General features: G+C 53.8%; 16 protein-coding genes. 12 read left to right on the top strand and 4 right to left on the bottom strand.

Annotated elements, in window-relative coordinates:
• Positions 1-149: 149 nt before the first annotated feature.
• Positions 150-2,873: an alpha-mannosidase gene (locus PCH01S_RS25010; protein WP_042234315.1), complete on the top strand. Its 2,724-nt coding sequence runs from the start codon at positions 150-152 to the stop codon at positions 2,871-2,873.
• 133 nt (positions 2,874-3,006) lie between these two features.
• Here PCH01S_RS25010 and PCH01S_RS25005 read toward each other — a convergent pair whose 3' ends face one another.
• Both PCH01S_RS25005 and PCH01S_RS25000 read right to left on the bottom strand, forming a co-directional pair.
• Complete coding sequence (locus PCH01S_RS25005) at positions 3,007-3,567, bottom strand: cupin domain-containing protein (RefSeq protein ID WP_042234314.1); 561 nt, start codon at positions 3,565-3,567, stop codon at positions 3,007-3,009.
• Between the two features lie 201 nt (positions 3,568-3,768).
• A complete protein-coding gene (locus tag PCH01S_RS25000) occupies positions 3,769-4,266 on the bottom strand; it encodes a DinB family protein (RefSeq protein ID WP_042234313.1) in 498 nt (165 codons plus the stop codon).
• A gap of 723 nt (positions 4,267-4,989) precedes the next feature.
• Here PCH01S_RS25000 and PCH01S_RS24995 point away from each other — a divergent pair.
• From PCH01S_RS24995 to PCH01S_RS24980, 4 genes are all read left to right on the top strand, one after another.
• Entirely contained in the window at positions 4,990-5,940 is a 951-nt protein-coding gene (locus tag PCH01S_RS24995) for an ABC transporter permease (RefSeq protein ID WP_009673533.1), read from the top strand.
• A complete protein-coding gene (locus tag PCH01S_RS24990) occupies positions 5,937-6,890 on the top strand; it encodes an iron chelate uptake ABC transporter family permease subunit (RefSeq protein ID WP_042234310.1) in 954 nt (317 codons plus the stop codon). The genes PCH01S_RS24995 and PCH01S_RS24990 overlap by 4 nt, the downstream gene beginning before the upstream one ends.
• Complete coding sequence (locus tag PCH01S_RS24985; protein WP_042234308.1) at positions 6,884-7,642, top strand: iron ABC transporter ATP-binding protein; 759 nt, start codon at positions 6,884-6,886, stop codon at positions 7,640-7,642. The genes PCH01S_RS24990 and PCH01S_RS24985 overlap by 7 nt, the downstream gene beginning before the upstream one ends.
• A gap of 116 nt (positions 7,643-7,758) precedes the next feature.
• Positions 7,759-8,724 (top strand): siderophore ABC transporter substrate-binding protein, encoded by a 966-nt coding sequence (locus tag PCH01S_RS24980; protein WP_042234305.1) that lies wholly within the window; start codon positions 7,759-7,761, stop codon positions 8,722-8,724.
• A 248-nt stretch (positions 8,725-8,972) separates the two neighbouring features.
• Here the strand turns inward: PCH01S_RS24980 and PCH01S_RS24975 are convergent, their stop codons facing one another.
• Positions 8,973-10,496 (bottom strand): MDR family MFS transporter, encoded by a 1,524-nt coding sequence (locus PCH01S_RS24975; RefSeq protein WP_042234302.1) that lies wholly within the window; start codon positions 10,494-10,496, stop codon positions 8,973-8,975.
• Between the two features lie 476 nt (positions 10,497-10,972).
• On the opposite strand from PCH01S_RS24975, the gene PCH01S_RS24970 reads away from it, so the two are divergent.
• From PCH01S_RS24970 to PCH01S_RS24945, 6 genes are all read left to right on the top strand, one after another.
• On the top strand, positions 10,973-11,938 hold the full coding sequence (locus tag PCH01S_RS24970; protein ID WP_042234301.1) for a helix-turn-helix transcriptional regulator: 966 nt from the start codon (positions 10,973-10,975) through the stop codon (positions 11,936-11,938).
• A 230-nt stretch (positions 11,939-12,168) separates the two neighbouring features.
• Complete coding sequence (locus PCH01S_RS24965) at positions 12,169-12,726, top strand: DinB family protein (RefSeq protein ID WP_042234298.1); 558 nt, start codon at positions 12,169-12,171, stop codon at positions 12,724-12,726.
• Between the two features lie 386 nt (positions 12,727-13,112).
• Positions 13,113-13,433 carry a rhodanese-like domain-containing protein gene (locus PCH01S_RS24960; RefSeq protein WP_042234296.1) on the top strand — a complete coding sequence of 107 codons (321 nt, stop codon included), beginning with the start codon at positions 13,113-13,115 and terminating at the stop codon, positions 13,431-13,433.
• A 79-nt stretch (positions 13,434-13,512) separates the two neighbouring features.
• Positions 13,513-13,923, top strand: a complete 411-nt coding sequence (locus PCH01S_RS24955) for a rhodanese-like domain-containing protein (RefSeq protein WP_042234293.1) — start codon at positions 13,513-13,515, stop codon at positions 13,921-13,923.
• Between the two features lie 39 nt (positions 13,924-13,962).
• Positions 13,963-14,223, top strand: a complete 261-nt coding sequence (locus PCH01S_RS24950; protein ID WP_042234291.1) for a metal-sensitive transcriptional regulator — start codon at positions 13,963-13,965, stop codon at positions 14,221-14,223.
• Positions 14,224-14,423: 200 nt separating this feature from the next.
• Complete coding sequence (locus tag PCH01S_RS24945) at positions 14,424-15,080, top strand: phosphatase PAP2 family protein (protein WP_241688754.1); 657 nt, start codon at positions 14,424-14,426, stop codon at positions 15,078-15,080.
• Between the two features lie 304 nt (positions 15,081-15,384).
• Here PCH01S_RS24945 and PCH01S_RS24940 read toward each other — a convergent pair whose 3' ends face one another.
• Positions 15,385-16,332: an ROK family protein gene (locus tag PCH01S_RS24940; protein WP_042234286.1), complete on the bottom strand. Its 948-nt coding sequence runs from the start codon at positions 16,330-16,332 to the stop codon at positions 15,385-15,387.
• Positions 16,333-17,023: 691 nt separating this feature from the next.
• On the opposite strand from PCH01S_RS24940, the gene PCH01S_RS24935 reads away from it, so the two are divergent.
• The gene (locus PCH01S_RS24935; protein ID WP_042234283.1) at positions 17,024-22,801 is read left to right on the top strand and encodes a HAMP domain-containing protein; all 5,778 of its coding nucleotides are present in this window, start codon (positions 17,024-17,026) and stop codon (positions 22,799-22,801) included.
• Positions 22,802-22,877: the final 76 nt, after the last annotated feature.

Genomic DNA, 22,877 nt, shown 5'->3' with positions numbered 1-22,877 from the left:
TTATCCTTAACCCGTCAGGCAGACCCTTGTTTTTAACTAACGACAATTCAAGCTGGAGAACACGCCGCCCTGACGCGACGCTCTCCGGCCCTTTTTTCAAATAGAAGATCTCACAAAGCATCACCACAAAGAAGGGGAGGCGAACGATCATGAGCAAAAAAAGAACGGCGCACATTATTTCCCACACGCACTGGGACCGCGAATGGTATCTGCCTTACGAAAAGCACCACGTCCGGCTCGTGAAGCTGGTCGATACGCTGCTGGATAAACTGGATGCGGGCCCGGATTATAAAAGCTTTTATCTCGACGGCCAGACCATCATTCTTGAAGATTACCTGCAGGTTCGTCCGGAGCAGAAAGAGCGTCTGGAGAAATACATCCGCGAAGGCCGTATTTTTATCGGTCCCTGGTACATTCTGCAGGATGCTTTTCTGACCAGCCCCGAGGCGAACGTGCGGAACATGCAAATCGGGCACCAGGATGCCAAAAAGTACGGACAAATATCCAAAATCGGGTATTTCCCGGATACGTTCGGCATCTACGGGCAGGCGCCCCAGATTTTGCAGCAGGCGGGCATCCGCAACGCGTTCTTCGGTCGCGGCGTGAAGCCGACGGGCTTTAACAACACCGTATCGGACTCCGGATACGAATCGTCGTTCTCGGAGCTGATCTGGGAAGGAACGGACGGCTCCAAGGTGCTGGGCGTCCTGTTCGCGAACTGGTACTCCAACGGCAACGAAGTGCCGGCCGGAGAAGAGGAAGCGAAGGAATACTGGGCCCGCAAGCTTGCGGACGCCGAGAAGTACGCGTCTACGGGCGAGCTGCTGTTTATGAACGGCTGCGACCATCAGCCGATCCAGCTCGACCTGCCGGAAGCGATCGAAACGGCGCGGAAGCTGTACCCGGACACGGAGTTCGTCCATTCGAACTTCGCGGCGTATCTGGAGGCGCTGGGCGACAGCGTGGAGCGTGAGCTGTCCTCCGTCAAAGGCGAGCTGCGCAGCCAGCGTACGGACGGCTGGTCTACGCTCGTCAACACGGCGTCGGCCCGCGTCTACTTGAAGCAGATGAACCAGGAAGGCCAGGCACTGCTTGAAAAAGTAGCCGAGCCGCTCGCTTCCTTCGCGCATTTGCTCGGAGAGCAGTACCCGCATCATCTGTTTACGTATGCTTGGAAAACGCTGATGCAGAACCACCCGCACGACAGCATCTGCGGCTGCAGCGTGGACGAAGTGCACCGCGAAATGGTGACGCGGTTCGAGAAGAGCCGCCACGTGGCGGAATCCATCGTGGACGACAGCAAGCGTGCCATCGCCGAAGCGATCGACACGAGCGCGTTCGCGGGATTCGGCGAGGATGCTCTTCCGGTCGTCGTGTTCAACACGACAGGCTGGGAACGCACCGGCACCGTCTCCATCGAGCTTGATGCGGCGCGTCTGTACTTCCGGGAAGGCTATTCCCTGGAAGAAACGGCAAGCCGCATGAAGAACGTGGACCTGTCGGGCCGCGTGCTTGTCGACGCGGAAGGCAAGGTTATCCCGTGCACGGTGGAGGACCTTGGACTCCTGTTCGGCTACGACTTGCCGGACGACAAGTTCCGCCAGCCGTATTCGTGCCGCAAGGTGAAACTGACGTTCGAAGCGCGGAACGTTCCGGCGCTCGGACTCCAGACCTACGCGTGGGTGCGCAGCGATAAGGCGCCGTCCGCGCCTGCTTCCCTGTTCGCAGGCGAACGCGTGCTGGAGAACGAGAGCCTCAAAGTCGAGATCGCGCAGGACGGATCGTTTGCGCTGACCGACAAGGCAAACGGACGGACGTACCGTGATCTCGGCGTGTACGAGAACACCGGAGACATCGGCAACGAGTATATGTACAAGCAGCCGGAAGGCGAAACCGCGCTGACTACGAAAGGTCTTCCCGCACAGGTTCGCGTGCTGGAAGACACGGCTTTCCGCGCTTCCGTGGAAATCGTCCACGAGTGGGAGATTCCCGTGTCCGCCGACGAGACGCTGGACCGGGAGCAGCGGGAAATCGTGTATTTCCCGCACCGCAAAGCCCAGCGTTCCACCGAGACGGTGCCGATGGTCATCCGCACCGTCGTCAGCCTGGACCGCGGAGGCAAGGGCGTGGAGCTGTCCGTCTCCTTCAACAATCAGGCGAAGGATCACCGCATCCGCGCGCTGTTCCCGACGGACCTTCAGGCAAGCTCTCATGCGGCCGATTCCGTTTTCGAAATCGCCCGCCGGGACAACGAGCCTGCGGCTGAGTGGGAAAACCCGAGCAACACGCAGCATCAGCAGGCGTTTGTCGATGTGAGCGAGGCTCAGGCCGGTCTGACGGTCGCCAACCTCGGCCTAAGCGAGTACGAAGTGCTGCGCGACGGGCGCAACACCATCGCCGTGACGCTGCTCCGTGCGGTCGGAGAGCTCGGCGACTGGGGACTGTTCCCGACACCGGAGGCACAGTGCCTGGGCGAACATACGGTACGCCTGATGCTGATTCCGCACAGCGGAGACGGCATCTCTTCCGGCGCTTATGCGCAGGCGTACCAGTTCCAGATCCCGTGGACCCTCTGCCAGACCGGCGTGCATACAGGCGCTGTTCAGCCTGTCTATGCGCCTGTCCAATGGAAGGGCCGGGAGCTGGCCTTCTCCTCGCTCAAGATGAACGAGGAGTCGGGAGACATCCTGCTGCGCTGGTTCAACATGAGTTCGGAGCAGGCAGAGCTGCCTGTCCGCACCTCGCTGCCTCACAGCGGCTTCTACAAGAGCAGCATCATGGAGGAAGCAGGGGAGGCGATCCCTGCGGAGAGCGGCGCTATTCGCGCCCAGGTCGCGCCTCATGAGATCGTGACCATCGGGCTTCGCCGATAGAAGATCAATCAAATAAATCGGGCAGACTACGGCTTTTAAGGCCGGAGTCTGCCCGATTTTATTTTTGTCCTTAAAGAAGGGGCTGTTATGGAGCCTGTTCCCTTAATGGAGGATGTCTGCGGATATATGGTTTTTATTCGGCAGCCATTGCATCTGCTTTCGTTCTATGGATCGTGCTGAACGGATGCTGAGGCGGCGCATAAATAGAATATAGTTTAAGCGGTGTACGGCCCGTATTGGTTACATTGTGCCATTTACCGGCGGGTACCATGATCGCGTATTCATCATAAACTCTTTTTTGAACATTTAAATGATCCTTAGTATCCCCCATCTGAACGAGACCTTGACCCTGTTCAACACGCAAGAATTGGTCCGTTGTCGGATGAACTTCTAAACCGATGTCTTCTCCGGGGTTGAGGCTCATCACCGTGACTTGTAAATGATCTCCTGTCCATATGGCAGTGCGATAAGTATTGTTTTGCTTTGCGGCCTCGTTAATATTCACGACAAACGGTGTTTTTCCATAATCTTTTAACTCGGTCTTGCCATTTGCGTTCGAGGGGTGCCGATGACCGAATCGGTCTGTATTCTTTAATTGATGTGGAATGCCCCGATACACAGGTTGTCTGGCATAGTTATACACAGGCGCGTGAACGTAGTATGGATATGGAAACGTATTTCTGGTGTAATACATGGAGTTTCCTCATTCCCTTCACAGAAGTATAGAATAGGGTATTCATGTGGCTTGGGCATGGGTACTCTTAAAAATACACCCCAAACGGTTGACAGAACAGGGGGGGACCTCATGAGATCGTGACCATCGGGCTTCGCCGATAGAATAATAAAATGATTAAAGCCGGAGCGCTCTGCTCCGGCTTGTTCTTTTTCCATCTCGTCAAATTATTTCTTGTTTTTCATCTACATTCCAGCTCTTTTGTAGCTTCCGAATATAACAGATTTGACCAATGTGATATGCATTATGAGTTGATAAATTTCCAAGTAACTCCCACCACTTGGCAGCCACTGGAAACCCGATTACATCACTTTCGACTTTTTCTTCAGTAAGTAGATCTTGCCATTTTAGAAGCACATCTAATAATTGATCTTTTAAATCAGTGAATTTTTTGTCCTTAGGAATTATAAAACTTTTATTATTATTTCCTATGGAAGGCACGGTATTGACATCAGATTTTTGGTACCTGGTTTGCCATGTTTCATTCCAATAAAGTAAATGCTGCACAATTTCAGCGATACTATAACTATCTTCACTAGGTTTCCAAAAAGCTGCTTCCTCGGACAAATTTTCGACTGCAGCTGAAAATGGTAGGTACCAACTAGGGTCATTAGCATTTGCTAATAACTGATCGGATAAAATATCTTTTACATGAACCATACTTTCCACACTCCTTCTTACTAATATGCGGCGACCTGCTAGTATTCATATTGAACCAACGTTCACCGTTAATTCAATGGCAAAATTCTATTCTAGTATTATTTTCCCATTGAACTTTTTATAATCTTTAAACACTTTTTGGTGATGTTTTGCAAAAAGTTCATTTGAGGCTTCTGGAAGGCTATCCAATGAGTAAAATGCAGCATCAACACTTTCGTCTGAATCTTTTTCTATTAAAGAACGTATGCGGGTAGCATGTAGTGCTTAAACAGGGGACTTATCTTAACCTAAGCACTAAGAAAATACTTTATTTCCTTTGAACATCTCAGGCACTTGAAACTCAATTAGTAAATCGATATTTGAAAGAAGAAAAAAATAAATATGGAATATACCTGGTAGGATGGTTTGAAAGTCAGATATGGGATAGAGAGGACCCACGTTATAAGAAAGCAAATACTATAAAAAAACATGAGCTTGAAGCGATACTTTCCGAGCAAACCCGAAAATGCAGGGCATCTACATTTATCAGCGCGTCTTTGGTAATTAATTTCTGAATGTCTTCTTTGTATAGTCCTACTCTTAAAAATACCTCCAACCGGTTGACACCACAGGGGGAGATGTTATAATACTCTACGAACCCAAATGATAATGAATCTCATTATTAATGAGAAACATTCTTACTACAAAGCTACATAACCAAATTACCCGCCCAAAGGACAGCTTATGAAAAAGAGATATCTGGTGATCGCGCTTATCGTTTTATCCGTCGCATCGATCTTTATCGGGGTTAAAGATATCAGCCCGTTGGATCTGTTCAACCTGAGCGACGATAAAGTCCATATCCTGCTTGTCAGCAGACTCCCCCGGTTGATCAGCATCCTGATCGCAGGCATGAGCATGAGTGTCATCGGCCTGATCATGCAGCAGCTGAGCCGCAATAAATTCGTGTCGCCGACTACGGCCGGTACGATGGATTCCGCAAGATTCGGAATTCTGGTCTCGATGATGCTGTTCACTTCGGCCGGTCCGCTGGAGAAGATGCTGATAGCCTTCGTATTCGCCTTGCTGGGAACGTTCATCTTTATGAAGATTCTCGACCGCGTGAAATACAAGGATACGATTTTCATCCCGCTGGTGGGTCTGATGTTCGGCAACATCGTAAGCTCTATCACCACCTTTTTCGCTTACAAAAACAATCTCATTCAGAACATGTCCTCGTGGCTGCAGGGAGATTTTTCGATGGTGATGAAGGGCCGGTACGAAATCATGTACATTTCGATCCCGGTGCTCGTTATCGCGTATTTGTACGCCAACCGTTTTACCATTGCCGGCATGGGGGAGGAGTTCTCCACCAACCTGGGGCTGAAATACAAGCAGGTGGTCAACATCGGGCTCGTTATCGTGGCCCTGGTATCCTCCGTGGTCATTCTGACGGTAGGTACGCTGCCGTTCCTGGGGCTGATTATCCCGAACATCGTCACGCTCTATATGGGAGACAATCTGAAGCGGGCGCTGCCCCACACCGCCTTGCTCGGAGCCGTGTTCGTCCTTTTCTGCGACATTCTGGGACGGATTATCATTTTCCCGTATGAGATTTCGATCGGGCTTACGGTCGGGGTAATCGGAAGCGGCATCTTCCTTTACATGCTGCTGGCAAGGAGAAAGGCCTTATGAATTCACAAGCAAAAGTTAAAATCAGCATCCTTGCCGTACTCGCTCTTGTGCTTATCGCGGTCTTTCTCCTGATTGACGCCTCCGGCAACTGGGATTACGTGCTTCCCCGCAGGGGCAAGAAGATCCTGGCGATTGTCATAACGGGCGGCGCGATTGCCTTCTCGACGATGGTGTTCCAGACCATCACGAACAACCGGATTTTGACGCCGAGCATTATCGGTCTCGATTCGCTCTACATGCTGTTTCAGACCGCGATTGTGTTCCTGGTCGGCTCCGCGAGCTTCCTGATGAATAAGAATGTGAATTTTCTTATCTCCGTCGGCTTGATGGTAGCCTTCACCGGCGTGTTATATAAGCTGCTTTTCAAGAAACAGGGGCAGAACTTGTACTTCCTCCTGCTGGTGGGACTGATCTTCGGGACGTTTTTCCAGAGCATCTCTTCCTTTATGGAAGTGCTGATCGATCCCAACGAATTTCTGATCGTGCAGGACAAAATGTTCGCCAGCTTCAACAACGTCAATACGGACCTGCTTGTTATTTCGGTCGTGATGCTTGCTCTGGTGGGTGTTTATTTTGCAAGATTCACGAAATATCTGGACGTCCTGGCGCTGGGCAGAGAGCACGCCGTCAACCTCGGCATCGATTACGATTATGTGGTTAAAAGGCTGCTCGTCGTTGTCGCCATTCTGATCTCGATCGCTACCGCTCTGGTCGGTCCGATAACGTTCCTGGGCCTGCTTGTCGCGAACGTGTCGCACGAATTTCTCAAGACGTTCCGGCACAAGGTGCTGATCACCGGCTCCATTCTTATCTCCATTATCGCTTTAGTAGGAGGCCAGCTGATTGTAGAGCGGGTATTCACCTTCTCGACAACTTTGAGCGTGATCATTAACTTCATCGGTGGTGTCTACTTTATCTATCTTCTATTAAAGGAGAAAAAATCGTGGTAGAAGTCAAGGGCGTATCCAAACTATACGGCAGCAAACATGTGGTCGAGAACGTATCGGTCCAGATCGGCAAAGGCAAAATCACTTCCTTCATCGGTCCCAACGGCGCCGGCAAAAGTACGCTGCTGTCCATGGTGAGCCGCTTGATCGACAAAGATCAGGGAGAAGTGCTCATTGAGGGCAAGGAAATCGGCCAGTGGCAGAGCAATGATCTTGCCAAGAAGATCTCCATTCTAAAGCAGTCCAATCACATCAACATTCGTCTGACGATCCGTGATCTGGTCGGCTTCGGACGGTTTCCATACTCGCAGGGCCGGCTCACCGCAGAGGATAAGAAGTATATCGACGAGGCCATCCAGTACATGGATCTGGGTGATATCCAGGACAAATATCTGGACGAGCTGAGCGGCGGCCAGCGGCAGAGAGCTTATCTCGCCATGGTGCTTGCCCAGGATACCGAATACATCCTGCTTGATGAGCCGCTCAATAACCTGGACATGAAGCATTCCGTCCAGATCATGAAAGTGCTTCGCAGGCTGGTGAACGAGCTGGGCAAGACGATCGTCATCGTCATTCACGATATTAATTTCGCGTCGTGCCACTCGGACTATATCGTCGCTTTGAAGAACGGACGTGTCGTGAAAGAAGGCACAACGGACGAAATCATCGACTCCGCCGTTTTGAAAGAGATTTACGATATGGACATCGAGATTCACAACCTAAACGGCAACCGGATTTGCACGTACTTCACTTAGGGAACAAGTTCCCGCCAACCGCTTTATTTACAAATGGTAACCAATTAGACGGATGATGCCGATCGGTGTCATGCCCGCTAACTAAAAACCCAATTAAACCTATAGGAGTGATTGTAATGAGTAAGAAACTTTCCCTGCTTCTCATGACCCTCGTACTGGCCGTTATGGCAGCCGCGTGCGGCAATAAAGAGGCGGCTACCACGTCTTCCAAAGAAGGAACGGCTCCAACGGCCGCGGCTTCCAAGGAACTGACTATTAAGCACCAACTAGGCGAAACAAAAGTGAAAACGAACCCTGCCAAAGTAGTCGTATTCGATATGGGCGTCCTGGATTCCCTGGATAAACTGGGCGTAGAAGTAGCCGGCGTACCGTATGACGGCTTGCCGAACTACCTCAAGAAATACAAAGAAGCCAAGTACACGAACGTCGGCGGTCTGAAAGAACCGTCTTTCGAAGTGATCAACAAGCTGAAACCGGACCTGATTATTATTTCCGGCAGACAGCAGGACGCTTACAAAGAATTGAGCAGCATTGCCCCGACTATTTTCATGGGCGTAGACGCGAAGAGATACATGGAGTCCTTTAAAGAAAACGCGAAGCAGCTCGGCCAAATTTTCGGTAAAGAAGCTCAAGTGGATCAAGAGCTTGCCAAAGTCGACGAAGCGATCAAAGGTATCAAAGATAAAGTGGGCGCGGGCAGCAAAAACGGCCTGATCACTCTCGTGAACGGCGGTAAAATCAGCGCTTACGGTCCAGGCTCCCGTTTCGGCATCATTCACGACGTATTCGGCGTTCCGGCCGTAGACAAAACGATCGAAGTATCCACGCACGGTCAAAGCATTTCCAACGAATTTATCGTAGAGAAAAACCCGGATTACCTGTTCGTTATCGACCGTGACTCCGCAGTCGGTACGGAAAGCGCCGGCGCTAAGAAAGTCATCGAGAACGAGCTCGTAAAAACGACGAAAGCGTTCAAAGAAGGCAATATCATTTACCTGAACCCGGACTACTGGTACCTGTCCGGCGGCGGACTTGCATCCGTAGCCGAGATGGTTAAAGAAGTCAGCGCAGGAATTAAGTAAGTTTGCAGCGGTTAACGGCCTTACGGGGCCGTAGGGCACTCTCTCCCGAGCCTCGGGAGGAAGATGTCAAAAGGCCTCCAGTCACACCCGCAGGGGTGGAACTGGAGGCCTTTTTTGGCGTGGTGCGGCAGTTGCTTTCTTCGGCGCAGTATCGCGGGAAGCTTGGCCCCCGCCAGCGTCGCTGTTCAGCATCGGCAGGAGCCGGTTGTCGCTGACGCCTGCCTAAACATCAGCGGGAGCGGATCTCCCTAATGCGAAGCGGGCCCGTGCTGCTGGTTCGGGTCCAGCTTCTCCCGGCTCATCGCAATGGCGCATACGAGCGCCAGCGCCGCGGGCAGCACCGTCCATGCGAACGTATGGACGATGGAGGAGGACAGCGCCTGCGTGATCTTATCGAGCACCGGAGCGGGGATAAGCGCCCGTTTGGCGGGATCGAGCAGACTGCGCGCATCGCTCGTATCTAGCCCCTGAGGCGCCTGGGCCTGTCCGGCGAACGATTCCGTGAGCTTGCGGGTGAACGCGTGGCTCTGGATGATGCCGAAGATCGTAATGCCCAGCGTCATGCCGAGCGAGCGGAGGAAGTTCAGCGTACTGCTCGCGGAGCCGCGCTGGCGCGCATCGAACAGATGAATCGCGGCATTGCTCAGCACGGAGAAGGAAGCTCCGATTCCGAGGCCGACGATCACCATGTAGATCGTGACCAGCCACCGGGGAGAATCCGCGTTCAGCGTGGTGAGCAGGAGAGTCCCCGCCACGAGAATGGCGGTAGTCGGAATCATGATGGTGCGGTAGCTCACCTTGTTCATGAGGAAACCGCCTCCCGTGGCCGTCACGACGGAGCCCAGCATCATCGGCAGCAGAACCATGCCGGAATTCGTGGCCGAGCCGCCGAGTACGCCCTGGATGAAGATCGGGATATAGACGGACGCCGTAATAAAAGCGGCTCCGCTGAAAATCGCGGTCGCGTTGCTCGTGGCGTAGAGCCGGTTCTTGAACATGCCGAACGAAATAATCGGTTCGGCTACCCGTGTTTCGATGAACAGAAACAGAACGGCCAGGACGGCGAAACCGGCGAACAAGCCCAGAATAATCGCGGAATCCCAGGCATATTCTTTGCCTCCGAGCTCCAAAGCGAACATCAGGCAGATAATGGCCCCGACCAGGGTGACCGCGCCCAGCCAGTCGATTTTTTGCTTGGAATGCTCGTGCGATTCTTTGTAGAAGGCCGCGATAAAGACCAGGGCGATTAATCCAAGTGGAAGGTTGATGTAGAAAATCCACTCCCAGTGGATGTAGTCCGTAATATAAGCACCCAGGAGCGGCCCGAAAATGCTGGACATGCCGAACACGGCGCCGAACAGTCCGCCGAGCTTGCCGCGCTGCTCCACGGGAACCGTATCGAACATGATCGTGAACGCGATAGGAACGAGAGCTCCGCCGCCGATTCCTTGAATCGCGCGGTAGACGCTGAGCTGGACGATCGAAGTCGCCGTTCCGCACAGGATGGAGCCGATCATAAAGACGATAATGCCGAATACAAAAAACCTCTTGCGGCCGTACATATCCGACAATTTGCCGAAAATCGGCATGCCGGCCATTTCCGCTACCATGTAAGCGGAAGTAACCCATACGAATTTGTCGAGTCCGCCGAGCTCCCCGACAATCGTTCCCATGGCCGTCGAGACGATCGTATTGTCCATGGAGGCCATCAGAATGCCGAGCAGGAGCCCCGCAATGACGATGCCCAGATGTTTGGTTTTAGCAGGTGCCATAAAGCTTGTTTCCTCCGATTCAATGAAATGATTTGCAGGATCGTGACACGACCCCGGTTCGCTTTGTGTCCTTTAAGAACAAGCCTTTCTTATAGAAGCAGGTCCAGGATAGGTCTGGCTGTTTCCCGGTTGTTCTTGTTCCTAGCTTGAGAATAGCGGTATCCATGTCTCCTTCGTATCAAGTTTGAAGTTAACTTGCTGTCTTTATCCACAAGAACCTCGTTTCCCGTATTACAATATAAACAGATGCACTTTGCTTGTCAAAGCAATTTAAGTGTCTGAATCCCGCAAAAATTTCCCTATTTTATACCGTCGGTTTTCCTAAAAAAGGTGCGCAGCCGCAGCCTCGGCATCGTACTGCCGAAGATTGGGCAAAAAGTCAGGAACGTGACCCCTCTCAAATCTCCCCGATTGAAACTTTATCCCCGCGGCCCTAGAATGGACATGTCCGGAATTGAGCATCGAGGTGATGGAACATGTCCAAAGCGGATAACATGCTTGCCGTGCTGTGGCACTTGAAATCGGGGAGGAAAATGACTGCCCGCGAACTGGCCGAGACGCTTGAAATCAACATCCGGACCGTGTACCGGTACATAGATGCGCTTTGCGCCAGCGGAGTGCCGATCCTCGCGGATTCCGGACATAACGGCGGCTACAGTCTGCTGCCGAATTTCCGGGAGGCGCCGCTGTTCTTTAATGCCGCCGAGCAGAAAGCCCTCGTTCATGCCGCCATATTCGCGGAAGAAGCAGGCTACCCGTTCGGGGACGCGCTGAACAGCGCCGTGGGGAAGCTCAAGCAGTATACGAACCCCGAGCAGCTCAGATTCATCGAGCGGCACGAAGCAGGCTTCGATGTCATTCACCCTCCGACCGATTCTTCGCTGGAGGGTTATCTGCAGATGCTGGAGATAGCCGTGGCCGACGGGTATACCGTCCGCATGGAGTACAGCAAGGGGTATGCGGCGCCCGTCCAGAGCCGGGACGTCGATCCGTACGGGCTCGTTCACTGGAGGAGCAAATGGTACCTGGTGGCATTTTGCCGCCTTCGGGGCGAGCTGCGGAGCTTCCGCGTCGACCGCATTCGGGTGTTGTCGCAGACGGAAGACAGGTTTGACAGGCCGCAGGGCTTTTGGGCCCGCCATTTTTTTATGAACAATCTTCTGCCCGACACGAGTCAAGAGGATCAGCTCGTCTCCGTCCGGATCAGCGGCTCCCCCGAATCGATAGCCGAGCTCTGCGATCACTGGCTGTTCGGCCGCGCTATTGTGGAGCGTACGACTGATCAGGTCCATATGAAGATGGAGGAAAAGGCGATCCGAAGCTACGTTCCGTATTTTCTGATGATCCACGGGCGGTCGATCCGGATTCTTGAGCCTCCTCTGCTGAAGGAGCAGCTGATCGCGGCGACATCGGGACTGCTTGAATTTTATAAACAGCTATAGCTTCACTGACCGGAATTGTCAGTTAACCTGAGTTATCCTAAGAAGGCAAGCGAGCTTACGGCAAAAGAAGAGGCCTGGTCCGCGGGCAGTACCCGGGGCACAGGATCGTCTTTATGATGACGTCGCAGGATGGCGGTTACCCGCAAGCGATTATCCGGCTTCGCACGCAATTATGCGCAAGCCGTAAAAGCAAGACCCCAACATATCCACAGGAACAGGGAGGAAGCGGAATGGCAACGGATTCGCAACTACAGGAGCGGGAAAAAGCCGCTTTATTAAGCGGTTACGCGGAGCAGCAGTACGACTACCATGTGTGGGCAAACGGGAAGGTTTTCGCAGGTCTCGAGGCACTGCCGGAGGAGCTTTCCTTCGAGCAGATTCAGAGCATTTTTCCGTCCGTCGCGGACGCTTTGAACCATATCTACATGATGGACGAAATGTGGCTGGTCATTATGAAAGGGGGCGGCTATGAAGAAGCCAGAAAAGTCGTAACGGACCTTTACGCGCAGGGACGGGGAGATTCGCTGGACGAATTGCGGAAGAGATTCGCTCTTGCCGAGGAGAAGTACCGGGCTTTCTTCGCCGAGGGAGAGGGGGCGGCCGCCGAAACGGCTCCGTCGCATCCTCAGTTCGGCCGGCTGGAAACCCATGTCTACGCGTTGGTTCAGCATGTGGTGAATCACGGGACGTATCATCGCGGCAACATATCGGCTATGCTTCGTCAGCTCGGGCATCCCGGCACACCGACGGATTATATCGGGTTTTTGTTCGAACGCGGTCTTCGCTGACCGCTGCCGTCTTAAGAGATGCAGCGATGGTGTCCTTAGGCAGCGGGGAGAAAATACTTTGGCAAGAACTCCGTTTTCGGAGTTCTTTTCTTTTATTTTGGACAGGATGATGGTAAGATATAAAACCCGCCGTTAAGCGGGGAGGAACATATACACAGGGTTATACACAAATCAACAGTTCAAAATCGCAGGCTGTGCATAAGTTTTAAATTTTTATAAACATATCCACAGATGAAATTGTCCACAGTTTTTTACGCGGACTAGTCTGTAATTTTTATGTTGACAGTTAGGGTTTTAAAACCTATCATAGGAGTATACCCATACGGGTATATAATTCGGGTATATTATTCAGGATGATAACGACTAGACGATATAGGAGAACTGGAATGGCCTTTCAAATACCTAAGAGCTGTACCTCGCAGGACCTGGCGCGGCGCATTCACGACGGAGAGGATCTATATATCCTGGATGTCAGGGAAGATGAGGAATGGGCGGATGGGCATATCGAGCAGGCCGTTCATATCCCGTTGGGACAATTGATGCAGAGACTCGGCGAACTGGACCGGGATCGGGAAATTACGGTTGTGTGCCGCAGCGGCAACCGGAGCGGGTTGGCTTGCGAACTGCTGACGGAGCAAAACTTCGACGTCGTTAATATGACCGGCGGTATGAATAACTGGACGGACCGTATTTCGTTCGGACGTTAGAACGAGAGCCGAGGAGACGGCGGATAGACAGGCAACCGATTTATAGCTGTCAACAGCGTGAATAGGGAGGAATTGTCGAATGATTATGTGGGAGATCATTGCGGGAATGATGATCTTGGTGCTTGTGCTGAGCTGGCTTCCGGTTAGGGGCCTGTCGTATCTCAGCCAAGAGAAGGCGAGAGAGCTTATGGCTTCCAGAGAAGAAGGACGGATTAAGGTGCTGGACGTGCGGGACGCCTCGGATTATGAAGAGGCGGCTGGCTTTCCTTCCATTAATATGTCTATCGGCCGTCTCCCTTACTTGTGGAAGGACGAATTTTCCCCGGAGGACCGTGTTCTGCTGGTCGGGGATTCTAACCGCCACATCAAGAAAGCGGCCCGTTTTCTGAAAAGGCGCGGATTCAAGGGACTCTACGCCATGCAGCTTCGTTCCGAACTTCGCGCTTTGGGAACTTGTCGCGAGAAGACCTGCGGGGCAGGCTGTCCTTAACATGGAAGCAATCAGCAGCATACGGAAAGGAAGATCGCGATGAACTACGACGAGAGCATAGTCCGTCGGCTGAAGCGGGTGGAAGGCCAGGTACGCGGCATCCTCAAAATGATGGAAGAAGAAAAAGACTGCAAAGACGTCGTCGCTCAGCTTTCCGCTGTCCGAAGCGCGGCCGATAAGGCGATGGCTTATATCGTGGCCACCAATCTCGAGCACTGCATTCGGCAGGAGGAAGAGAAGGGCAAGGACACCGGCAAACTTGTGCAGGAAGCTGTCGAGCTTCTTATCAAAAGCCGCTGACCGGAGCTTTTCGGGCATCCGCCAAGGTATTGAATAACAGGAGCTTTCCAATGATCTCTTATGGGATTAATGGAAAGCTCCTTTTTGCTTGACAAGGGCAAATTTTTAACAATTTATTAAAATATGGTATGATCAAGGCTGTTCCCGATCTCTTTGTTCAGGACCAGGAATTAGTGAAGAAAGGAAGACTTATTATCGCAATGAACACGAAATTAAACGTTTTGCTGACCCGTTCTTTTCTCGTTTGTCTCTTACTGGCCGTATGCTTCGGTACGGTGGCGCTGCTTGTCAGCCGCCGGCAGATTGCCTGGTTTGACGAGACGATCATTTCGTTCGTGCAAGGGGCGGAAAGTCCCGGCTTAACCGCGGCTGCCGGTCTGCTGTCCGAAATCGGTTCCTCCGCCGTCGTCCCGTTTATAACGATCGCCGCAGCTCTGTATTTATATTTCGTGCTGAAGCACCGGGCGGAAGTCATTCTGCTCATTGCCGCTATCGGCGGCTCCGCTATTTTGAATACGATTCTTAAAAAGATCTTCCAGCGGGATCGTCCGGCCATCCACATTATTATGGAAGAAACCGGATTCAGCTTCCCCAGCGGACATTCCATGGCCGTGGTCGGTTTGTACGGAATTCTGGTCTACTTGCTGTGGAAGCATATTTCCAGTGCGGCGGGAAGAGCCGTTCTCGTTACGCTGGCTACCGCAATGATTGTGGCGATGGGACTCGCCCGGATCTATCTCGGTGTGCATTATCCCAGCGACGTGCTGGGCGGTTATCTGGCCAGCGGTTTCTGGCTGGGCGTATGCATATGGACGTACCGGAGCTACCGGAGCAGGCGGCAATCGGCCGTGAGGTAGCCCGCGGATGCGGATGTGACAGGAAGCCGCATCCATCCTGCGGCTAGCGATAATTTGAACGCTGCGGATGAGCCGCGGGAACCGTTCCGGCCGCACGGCCCTGACGTGCATGCCCCGCGCCGATAGAACGGGTGTGCCGCCGCGACCCGCGCAAGCGGGCGGAGGCCGCATGAGGCGCACAGCGCTGCCCGTGCATTCCGGCGGCCTCCGGCATGCATGTCGCCGCCGGCGCTAACACGCACGCGTGCCTGCGCCGCAGGCGCAAATAAGCAAAAGCCCTTCGCACGTGCGAAGGGCTTTTGCTTTAGGGCTGTTCGACCTTCAGGCGGTCGAACAGCAGCTTTGCGGCGCCGAACATGCCTGCCGTGCCGCCGAGCTCGGCCGGCACGATCGGGACAGGCGCCGCCGTGTAGGCCGGCATGGTCATGTCCAGGACATGCCGGCGGATCAGATCGAACAGGAAGTCCCCCTGTTCGGTGACGGCTCCGCCCACGACGATGGCGGGCGGGTTGAACGCGTGGATGAGACCGCTGAGCCCTGTGGCGACGTACTCGGCGTACAGCCGCACGATGCCCATCGCGGTCTCATCCCCGGCGCGGGCGCGCGCGAACAGCTCCGGGGGAGACGCTTCTTCCAGCGTCTGCCCGCCCCGTTCGCGTATAAGGCGCTTCAGCGCGGTCACGGACGCGTACTGCTCCCAGCAGCCGCGGTGGCCGCATGTGCAGGGCTCGCCGCCGAAAGCCACGACCATGTGGCCGTAGGCTCCCGCGAAGCCGTCCCGCCCGTGCAGCGGGCTGCCCTCGCGGATATAGCAGCCGCCCACCCCGGTGCCCAGCGCTACGCACAGGAACGTGTCCCAGCCGCTTCCCGCGCCAAGCCACTGCTCGCCGAGGGCGATGACGTTGACGTCGTTATCGACGGCAGCGGGCAGGCCGGACAGCTTCTCGATGTCCGCACGCAGCGTCGTTCCGCTCCAGCCGGGCAAATTATCGGTCGCGAAAGCTACGGTTCCTTCGCGGTTAATGTAGCCGGCGCTGCCGATTCCCGTTCCGGCGAGCTTCACGCCTGCGGCAGCGGCCTCTTCTGAATACGTTTGCAGAAGTCCTGCGAGCTTAGCCATGAGACCGGCTTTACCGGCGGACGCTTCCGTCTCGGTTTTGTGGGAGGCGAGAACTTTCCCGTCCGGAAGGATGAGTCCGCTTTTAATGTGGGTGCCCCCAATGTCGATGCCGATCGCTGCGTAAGAAGACATGAACCTTTTCCCCCGCTTCGTAATTTTGGAAGAATTAATCTTCCCTAATTAATAACAATAAAAGAAATTTTACTTCTTTATTATAGGAGAAGCCAGCTGCCCTGTAAATGAAAAACCGGCGATCCCCCGTGGCGCCTGCAGCTTTGTAAAATATAGAAGCCGCCTTTATTCATGCCTCATGGTCTAATGTGTCTTCAAATTCACCGGCGTTTCCCGGGATTTCCGCCTTTTTACCAGACCCCGCACGCTTCCTTTAAAACCCGAAAAAATCTTTTTGAAAAAAATCGAAAACCCTGTTTCAAGTTTAACGGAAGCGGGTATAAAAGCGCATCAGCGTGCCATAATGTCGAAAAATGTTTCGAAGCCGGATTTTTTACCGGAAATTGTTGCTGTGACAATTTTTTTACAAAAAGAAACTATCTTCACATGAGGACGTATCTACAAAGGACGTGTAAGGACCAAAGGGAACAAACCTGTCATTTGAGCGGAAAAGGGGGATAAACCGACGGTATGTAAGCGGTAACGGAGCGGGGGCAGGCTTTCACTAAAAGGGTTCCCGCATGCGAAGAAGTTACAAATTTCCTCTACTTGCTATTGTATTCGGTTTTTAGAAACACTACTATTAAAGTTAACATAATTCGAAATTTTCGATTCTTTTTCTATTTATATACAAATTCGGAGGAAAAGCCGTATGTCGGAACAAGAACAGAGATCCAATGATTCCCTAGATGTTTTGGACGAAAAACAGTTGCTTCAGGTGTTGCTGGCTTTTAAGAAAGGCGACTTTTCCGTACGTATGCCCTATGACCTGAACGGAATGCCGGGCAAAATCGCCGATACGCTGAACGATATTCTCGATATGCAGGAGAACGTGGTGCAGGAAGTGCAGACGGTCGAGCGAGTTGTCGGCAAGGAAGGCAATACGAACCGCCGCTTTATGTGCCGGAGCACGGGCGGAAGCTGGAACGCGTTCAACGATTCCCTGAACAATCTGATCAGTGATCTGATTCAGCCTACAAGCGAGATGGTACGGGTTATCAACGCCGTGGCGCAGGGCGATCTTTCGCAGAAAGTGGAACTTGAATTTGAAGGGCGCGCACTTACGGGCGAATTTTTGCGCACCGCTAACAATATCAACCGCATGGTCAACCAACTGGGCACGTTTGCGGCCGAGGTTACCCGCGTGGCGCGTGAAGTGGGAACGGAAGGCATTTTGGGCGGACAAGCCGAAGTGACGGATGTATCTGGTACGTGGCGCGATTTGACGGAGAGCGTCAATAACATGGCGAGCAACCTGACGGATCAGGTGCGGAATATCGCGGATGTGACGACGGCTGTCGCGAAAGGCGATTTGTCCCGCAAGATTACCGTTAACGCGAAGGGCGAGTTTCTGGAGCTCAAAAATACGATTAACACGATGGTGGATCAGCTTAGCACGTTTGCTTCCGAGGTTACCCGTGTAGCCCGTGAAGTAGGAACGGAAGGCAAGCTGGGCGGGCAGGCCGACGTTAAGGGCGTATCCGGTACGTGGTACGATTTGACGGAGAGCGTGAACGACATGGCGAGCAACCTGACGAACCAGGTGCGCAACATCGCGGTCGTTACGACGGCCGTTGCGAACGGCGATCTGTCCAAGAAAATCACGGAAGAAGCGCAGGGCGAAATTCTGGAGCTGAAGAACACGATCAACACGATGGTGGATCAGCTCAGCACGTTCGGTTCCGAGGTTACGCGTGTGGCGCGCGAGGTCGGAACGGAAGGGATACTGGGCGGTCAGGCCGACGTTAAAGGCGTATCGGGCACATGGCGCGATCTGACGGAAAGCGTTAATTACATGGCGACCAACCTGACGAATCAGGTGCGGAATATCGCCGAGGTCACGACGGCGGTTGCAACCGGCGACCTGTCGAAGAAAATCGCCGTAGACGCCAAGGGCGAGATTCTGCAGCTGAAAAGCACGATCAACACGATGGTGGATCAGCTCAGCACGTTCGCGTCCGAGGTTACCCGGGTAGCCCGCGAAGTAAGTAACGACGGCAAGCTGGGCGGCCGGGCCGACGTTAAAGGCGTATCCGGCACCTGGAAGGACTTGACCGACAGCGTGAACTACATGGCGAGTACGCTGACCGATCAGGTGCGCAACATTGCCGAAGTCACGACCGCCGTCGCGAAGGGCGACTTGTCCAAGCAGATCACGGTTAACGCGACCGGCGAGATTCTGGAGTTGAAGAACACGATCAACACGATGGTGGATCAGCTCAGCACCTTCGCGTCCGAGGTTACCCGTGTGGCCCGTGAAGTAGGAACGGAAGGCAAGCTGGGCGGCCAAGCCAACGTGAAGGGCGTATCCGGAACGTGGAAGGATCTGACGGAGAGCGTAAACGACATGGCGAGCAACCTGACGAACCAGGTGCGGAACATCGCGGTCGTCACGACGGCCGTCGCGAACGGCGATCTGTCCAAGAAAATCACGGAAGACGTACAGGGCGAGATTCTGGAGCTGAAAAACACGATCAACACGATGGTGGATCAGCTCAGCACGTTCGCGTCCGAGGTTACCCGCGTGGCGCGTGAAGTAGGAACGGACGGACGCCTTGGCGGACAAGCCCAGGTTAAAGGCGTTGCCGGAACGTGGAAGGACCTCACGGAAAGCGTAAACGACATGGCGAGCAACCTGACCGACCAGGTACGGAATATCGCCGACGTGACGACGGCGGTTGCGAAGGGCGATCTGTCCCTCAAGATTACCGTTGACGTTAAAGGCGAGATGCTGCAGCTCAAGAGCACGATCAATACGATGGTGGATCAGCTCAGCAACTTCGCTTCCGAGGTGACACGCGTGGCGCGCGAGGTCGGAACGGAAGGGAAGCTCGGCGGTCAGGCGGATGTAAAAGGGGTTTCCGGAACGTGGAAGGATCTTACCGACACGGTGAACTACATGACCGGCAACTTGACCAGCCAGGTGCGGAACATCGCGGCCGTTACGACCGCCGTCGCCAACGGCGATTTGTCGAAGAAGATTACGATCGACGTTAAAGGCGAGCTCCTGGAGCTCAAAGAAACGATCAACACGATGGTGGATCAGCTCAGTTCGTTCGCCTCGGAGGTTACTCGCGTAGCCCGCGAGGTAGGAACGGACGGCAAGCTGGGCGGCCAGGCGCATGTGAACGGGGTCGGCGGAATCTGGAAAGACTTGACCGACAACGTTAACATTATGGCGACGAACCTGACCAACCAGGTGCGAGGCATCGCGAAGGTCGTGACGGCCGTCGCCAACGGTAACTTGAAGCAGAAGCTGATGGTGGATGCGGCGGGCGAGATCTATGATCTGAGCGAAACGATCAATAACATGATCGACACGCTCGATACGTTTGCCGACCAGGTTACGACCGTGGCCCGCGAAGTAGGGGCCGAAGGAAAGCTGGGCGGCCAGGCGCATGTGCCGGGGGCTGCCGGAACGTGGCGTGACTTAACCGATAACGTAAACTATATGGCGTCCACGCTGACGACTCAGGTGCGCCAGATTACAAACGTCGCGACTGCGGTGACGAAGGGCGACTTGTCGCGGACTATCGATGTCATCGCGGCGGGCGAAGTCGGAACACTCAAAGACAACATCAACGAGATGATCCGCAACCTCAAGGAAACGACGCGGATCAATACCGAGCAGGATTGGCTCAAGACCAACCTGGCCCGGTTCAGCCGTCTTCTCCAGGGTCAGCGCGACCTGTACGAAGTGTGCCGCATGATTATGTCGGAGCTGGCTCCGCTTGTTTCCATGCAGCACGGCGTGTTCTACATGAACGAAGCGAACGGCGAGGAGCAGGTGCTGCGCATGTTCTCCAGCTATGCTTATCAGCAGCGCAAGCACTTGTCCAACGAGTTCCGTATGGGCGAGGGCCTGGTTGGCCAGTGCCTCATCGAGAAGCAGCGGATTCTGCTGACGAACGTACCGGAGGATTACGTGATGATCGGCTCGGGGCTCGGCGAAGCCGCGCCGCTTAACATCGTGCTGCTGCCGATTATGTTCGAGGATCAGGTGCTGGCCGTGATGGAGCTGGCTTCCTTCCGCCGGTTTACCGAAATCGACATCGCGTTCCTCGACCAGTTGACCGAGAGTATCGGAATCGTGCTGAACACGATGCAGGCAAACATGAGAACCGAAGAGCTGTTGTCGCAGTCGCAGTCTCTCGCGGAAGAGCTCAAGAAGCAGCAGGAAGAGCTGCAGCATACCAACGACGAACTGGAAGACAAAGCGAAGCTGCTTGTCATTCAGAAAGCGGAAGTCGAAAGCAAGAACAACGAAGTCGAGCAGGCGAAACGCTTCCTCGAAGAGAAAGCGGAGCAGCTTGCGCTGACGTCCCGGTACAAATCGGAGTTCCTGGCGAATATGTCTCACGAGCTGCGGACACCGCTGAACAGCCTGCTTCTGCTGGCCGAGCAGCTTTCCGAGAATCCGGACCACAACCTGACCGACGATCAGGTGAAATTCGCGCGTACCATCCATGATTCGGGTCTTGACCTGCTCAACTTGATTAACGACATTCTCGATTTGAGCAAAATCGAATCCGGTACGATTACACCGGACTTTACCGAAATGAAACTTACCGAAATTACCGATAATATGGAGCGGACTTTCCGCCATATCGCTCAAGATAAGAAGATTGATTTCAAAATCAAAGCGGAAAAAGCGCTGCCGGAATCCATTATTTCCGATTCCAAGCGTCTTCAGCAGATCTTGAAAAACCTGCTCTCCAACGCCTTCAAGTTCACCGAGAAAGGCGAAGTCGTTCTCCTCATGCGCCGGGCGAGCAGCGGCTGGAGCCAGGATAACGAATTGCTGAACCGCGCCCGTATGGTGCTGGCCTTCTCCGTCGGAGACACGGGGATCGGCATCTCCGAGGACAAGCAGCAGATTATTTTCGAAGCGTTCCAGCAGGCGGACGGCAGCACGAACCGCGAATACGGCGGAACGGGCCTGGGCCTTGCCATTTCCCGCGAAATCGCGGGCATGCTCGGCGGGGAGATTACGCTGTTCAGCGTAGTCAACGTCGGCAGCACCTTCACGCTCTTCCTGCCGGTCGATCTCGATCCGGCTATGCTGGAAGCGGCCGCCGCTTATGTGCCGGAAGTGATCGACGTACCGGCTGCGCAGCCTAAAAAGTACGAATACGACCGGTTCGATACGACACAGCTCGTAGATGATCGGGCGAACATTGAAGCGGGCGACCGTGTATTCCTGATCGTGGAAGACGATATGAAATTCAATGAGATTCTGCTGGATATGCTTCACAGGAAAGGCTTGAAGGCGATTATTACGCCGAAAGGCAACAAGGCGGTCGCCCTCGCCAAGAGGTACAATCCGGTTGCGATTACGCTTGACCTGCGTCTGGAGGACATGAACGGGTCCTCCGTTCTGGATCAGCTGAAGGACGACATCGAGCTGCGTCATATCCCCGTAACGGTGATGACGATCGAAGACGATGCGACCGAGCTTCTGCAGAAGGGTGTGTTCGATTTCCTCTGCAAGCCGATCAAGAACGAAGATCTGGAGAACGCGATCGACAAGCTGAATGCTTTCGGCACTAAGCCGTTCCAGCAGCTTCTGGTCGGCATGTCCGATTCGGAGCGCCGCAGACAGACGGTGGATCTCGTGAAGAACAGCGACATTAAGGTCAGCGCGACCGATACCGGCCGCAAAGCGTTGAACCAATTGAAATCCAAGGACTTCGACTGTGTACTCGTCGATACGGATCTGCCGGACATGGGCCCGGCCCAGTTCGTGAGAGAAATGCAGAAGAACGCCAAAAACAAATACAAGCCGGTTCTGATCAACCGGACCGAGAAACTGACCAAAGAGGAAGAGGACGACCTGGAGGAGCTGCGTTCCATCGCGGTCATCAAGGAAGTGAAATCTCCGATTCAGATTGTGGACGAAACGATGCTGTTCCTTCACCGCAAGCTGGAAAACCTCAATGACAGCCAGAGAGATATTCTGATTAAAAAGCACCAGTCCAACGAGATGATCGATTCGAAAAAGGTGCTTATCGTTGACGACGATATCCGTAACATTTTTGCTCTGACGACCATTCTGGAGCGTCAGAACATGAAGGTTATATCCGCCGAGAACGGCCATGACGCCATCGAGATTCTTGAACAAATGCCGGACATTAATATCGTTCTGATGGATATTATGATGCCGGTTATGGACGGATACGCAACGATGCGGGAAATCCGCCGCAGACCCCAGTTCCAAGACCTGCCGATCATTGCGCTTACGGCGAAAGCGATGAAAGGGGACCGCGAACAGTGCTTGGAGGCGGGAGCCTCGGATTACATCACCAAGCCGGTGAACAGCGCCCAGCTTCTCGCGATGCTGCGGGACTGGTTCCTGGCCCAGGACGGACTTCAGCCGAGTCCGGCCGAGCTTCCGGGATCCGAACCTTTCGGATGGATGAAAGGGCAATAACGTCATTTTTAAGCCTTGTGCGTAAGCACAGGCTTTTTTTTATGGCCGAGACACTTCACGATGGGGCCCTGTATAA

Origin of the sequence: Paenibacillus chitinolyticus NBRC 15660 (assembly GCF_000739915.1) — a bacterium.
Classification (GTDB): Bacteria; Bacillota; Bacilli; order Paenibacillales; family NBRC-103111; genus Paenibacillus_F; species Paenibacillus_F chitinolyticus.
Note: the sequence above shows the minus strand (reverse complement) of the source record. Positions and strands in the feature narration are given on the sequence as shown.

Bases quoted from the DNA above. Each gene is read 5' to 3' on its own strand.
- PCH01S_RS24980 (WP_042234305.1), top strand. From the start codon at position 7,759: ATGAGTAAGAAACTTTCCCTGCTTCTCATGACCCTCGTACTGGCCGTT.
- PCH01S_RS24940 (WP_042234286.1), bottom strand. From the start codon at position 16,332: ATGTCTTCTTACGCAGCGATCGGCATCGACATTGGGGGCACCCACATT.
- PCH01S_RS25010 (WP_042234315.1), top strand. From the start codon at position 150: ATGAGCAAAAAAAGAACGGCGCACATTATTTCCCACACGCACTGGGAC.
- PCH01S_RS24960 (WP_042234296.1), top strand. From the start codon at position 13,113: ATGGCCTTTCAAATACCTAAGAGCTGTACCTCGCAGGACCTGGCGCGG.
- PCH01S_RS25000 (WP_042234313.1), bottom strand. From the start codon at position 4,266: ATGGTTCATGTAAAAGATATTTTATCCGATCAGTTATTAGCAAATGCT.
- PCH01S_RS24955 (WP_042234293.1), top strand. From the start codon at position 13,513: ATGATTATGTGGGAGATCATTGCGGGAATGATGATCTTGGTGCTTGTG.
- PCH01S_RS24975 (WP_042234302.1), bottom strand. From the start codon at position 10,496: ATGGCACCTGCTAAAACCAAACATCTGGGCATCGTCATTGCGGGGCTC.
- PCH01S_RS24990 (WP_042234310.1), top strand. From the start codon at position 5,937: ATGAATTCACAAGCAAAAGTTAAAATCAGCATCCTTGCCGTACTCGCT.
- PCH01S_RS25005 (WP_042234314.1), bottom strand. From the start codon at position 3,567: ATGTATTACACCAGAAATACGTTTCCATATCCATACTACGTTCACGCG.
- PCH01S_RS24945 (WP_241688754.1), top strand. From the start codon at position 14,424: ATGAACACGAAATTAAACGTTTTGCTGACCCGTTCTTTTCTCGTTTGT.
- PCH01S_RS24965 (WP_042234298.1), top strand. From the start codon at position 12,169: ATGGCAACGGATTCGCAACTACAGGAGCGGGAAAAAGCCGCTTTATTA.
- PCH01S_RS24995 (WP_009673533.1), top strand. From the start codon at position 4,990: ATGAAAAAGAGATATCTGGTGATCGCGCTTATCGTTTTATCCGTCGCA.
- PCH01S_RS24950 (WP_042234291.1), top strand. From the start codon at position 13,963: ATGAACTACGACGAGAGCATAGTCCGTCGGCTGAAGCGGGTGGAAGGC.
- PCH01S_RS24935 (WP_042234283.1), top strand. From the start codon at position 17,024: ATGTCGGAACAAGAACAGAGATCCAATGATTCCCTAGATGTTTTGGAC.
- PCH01S_RS24970 (WP_042234301.1), top strand. From the start codon at position 10,973: ATGTCCAAAGCGGATAACATGCTTGCCGTGCTGTGGCACTTGAAATCG.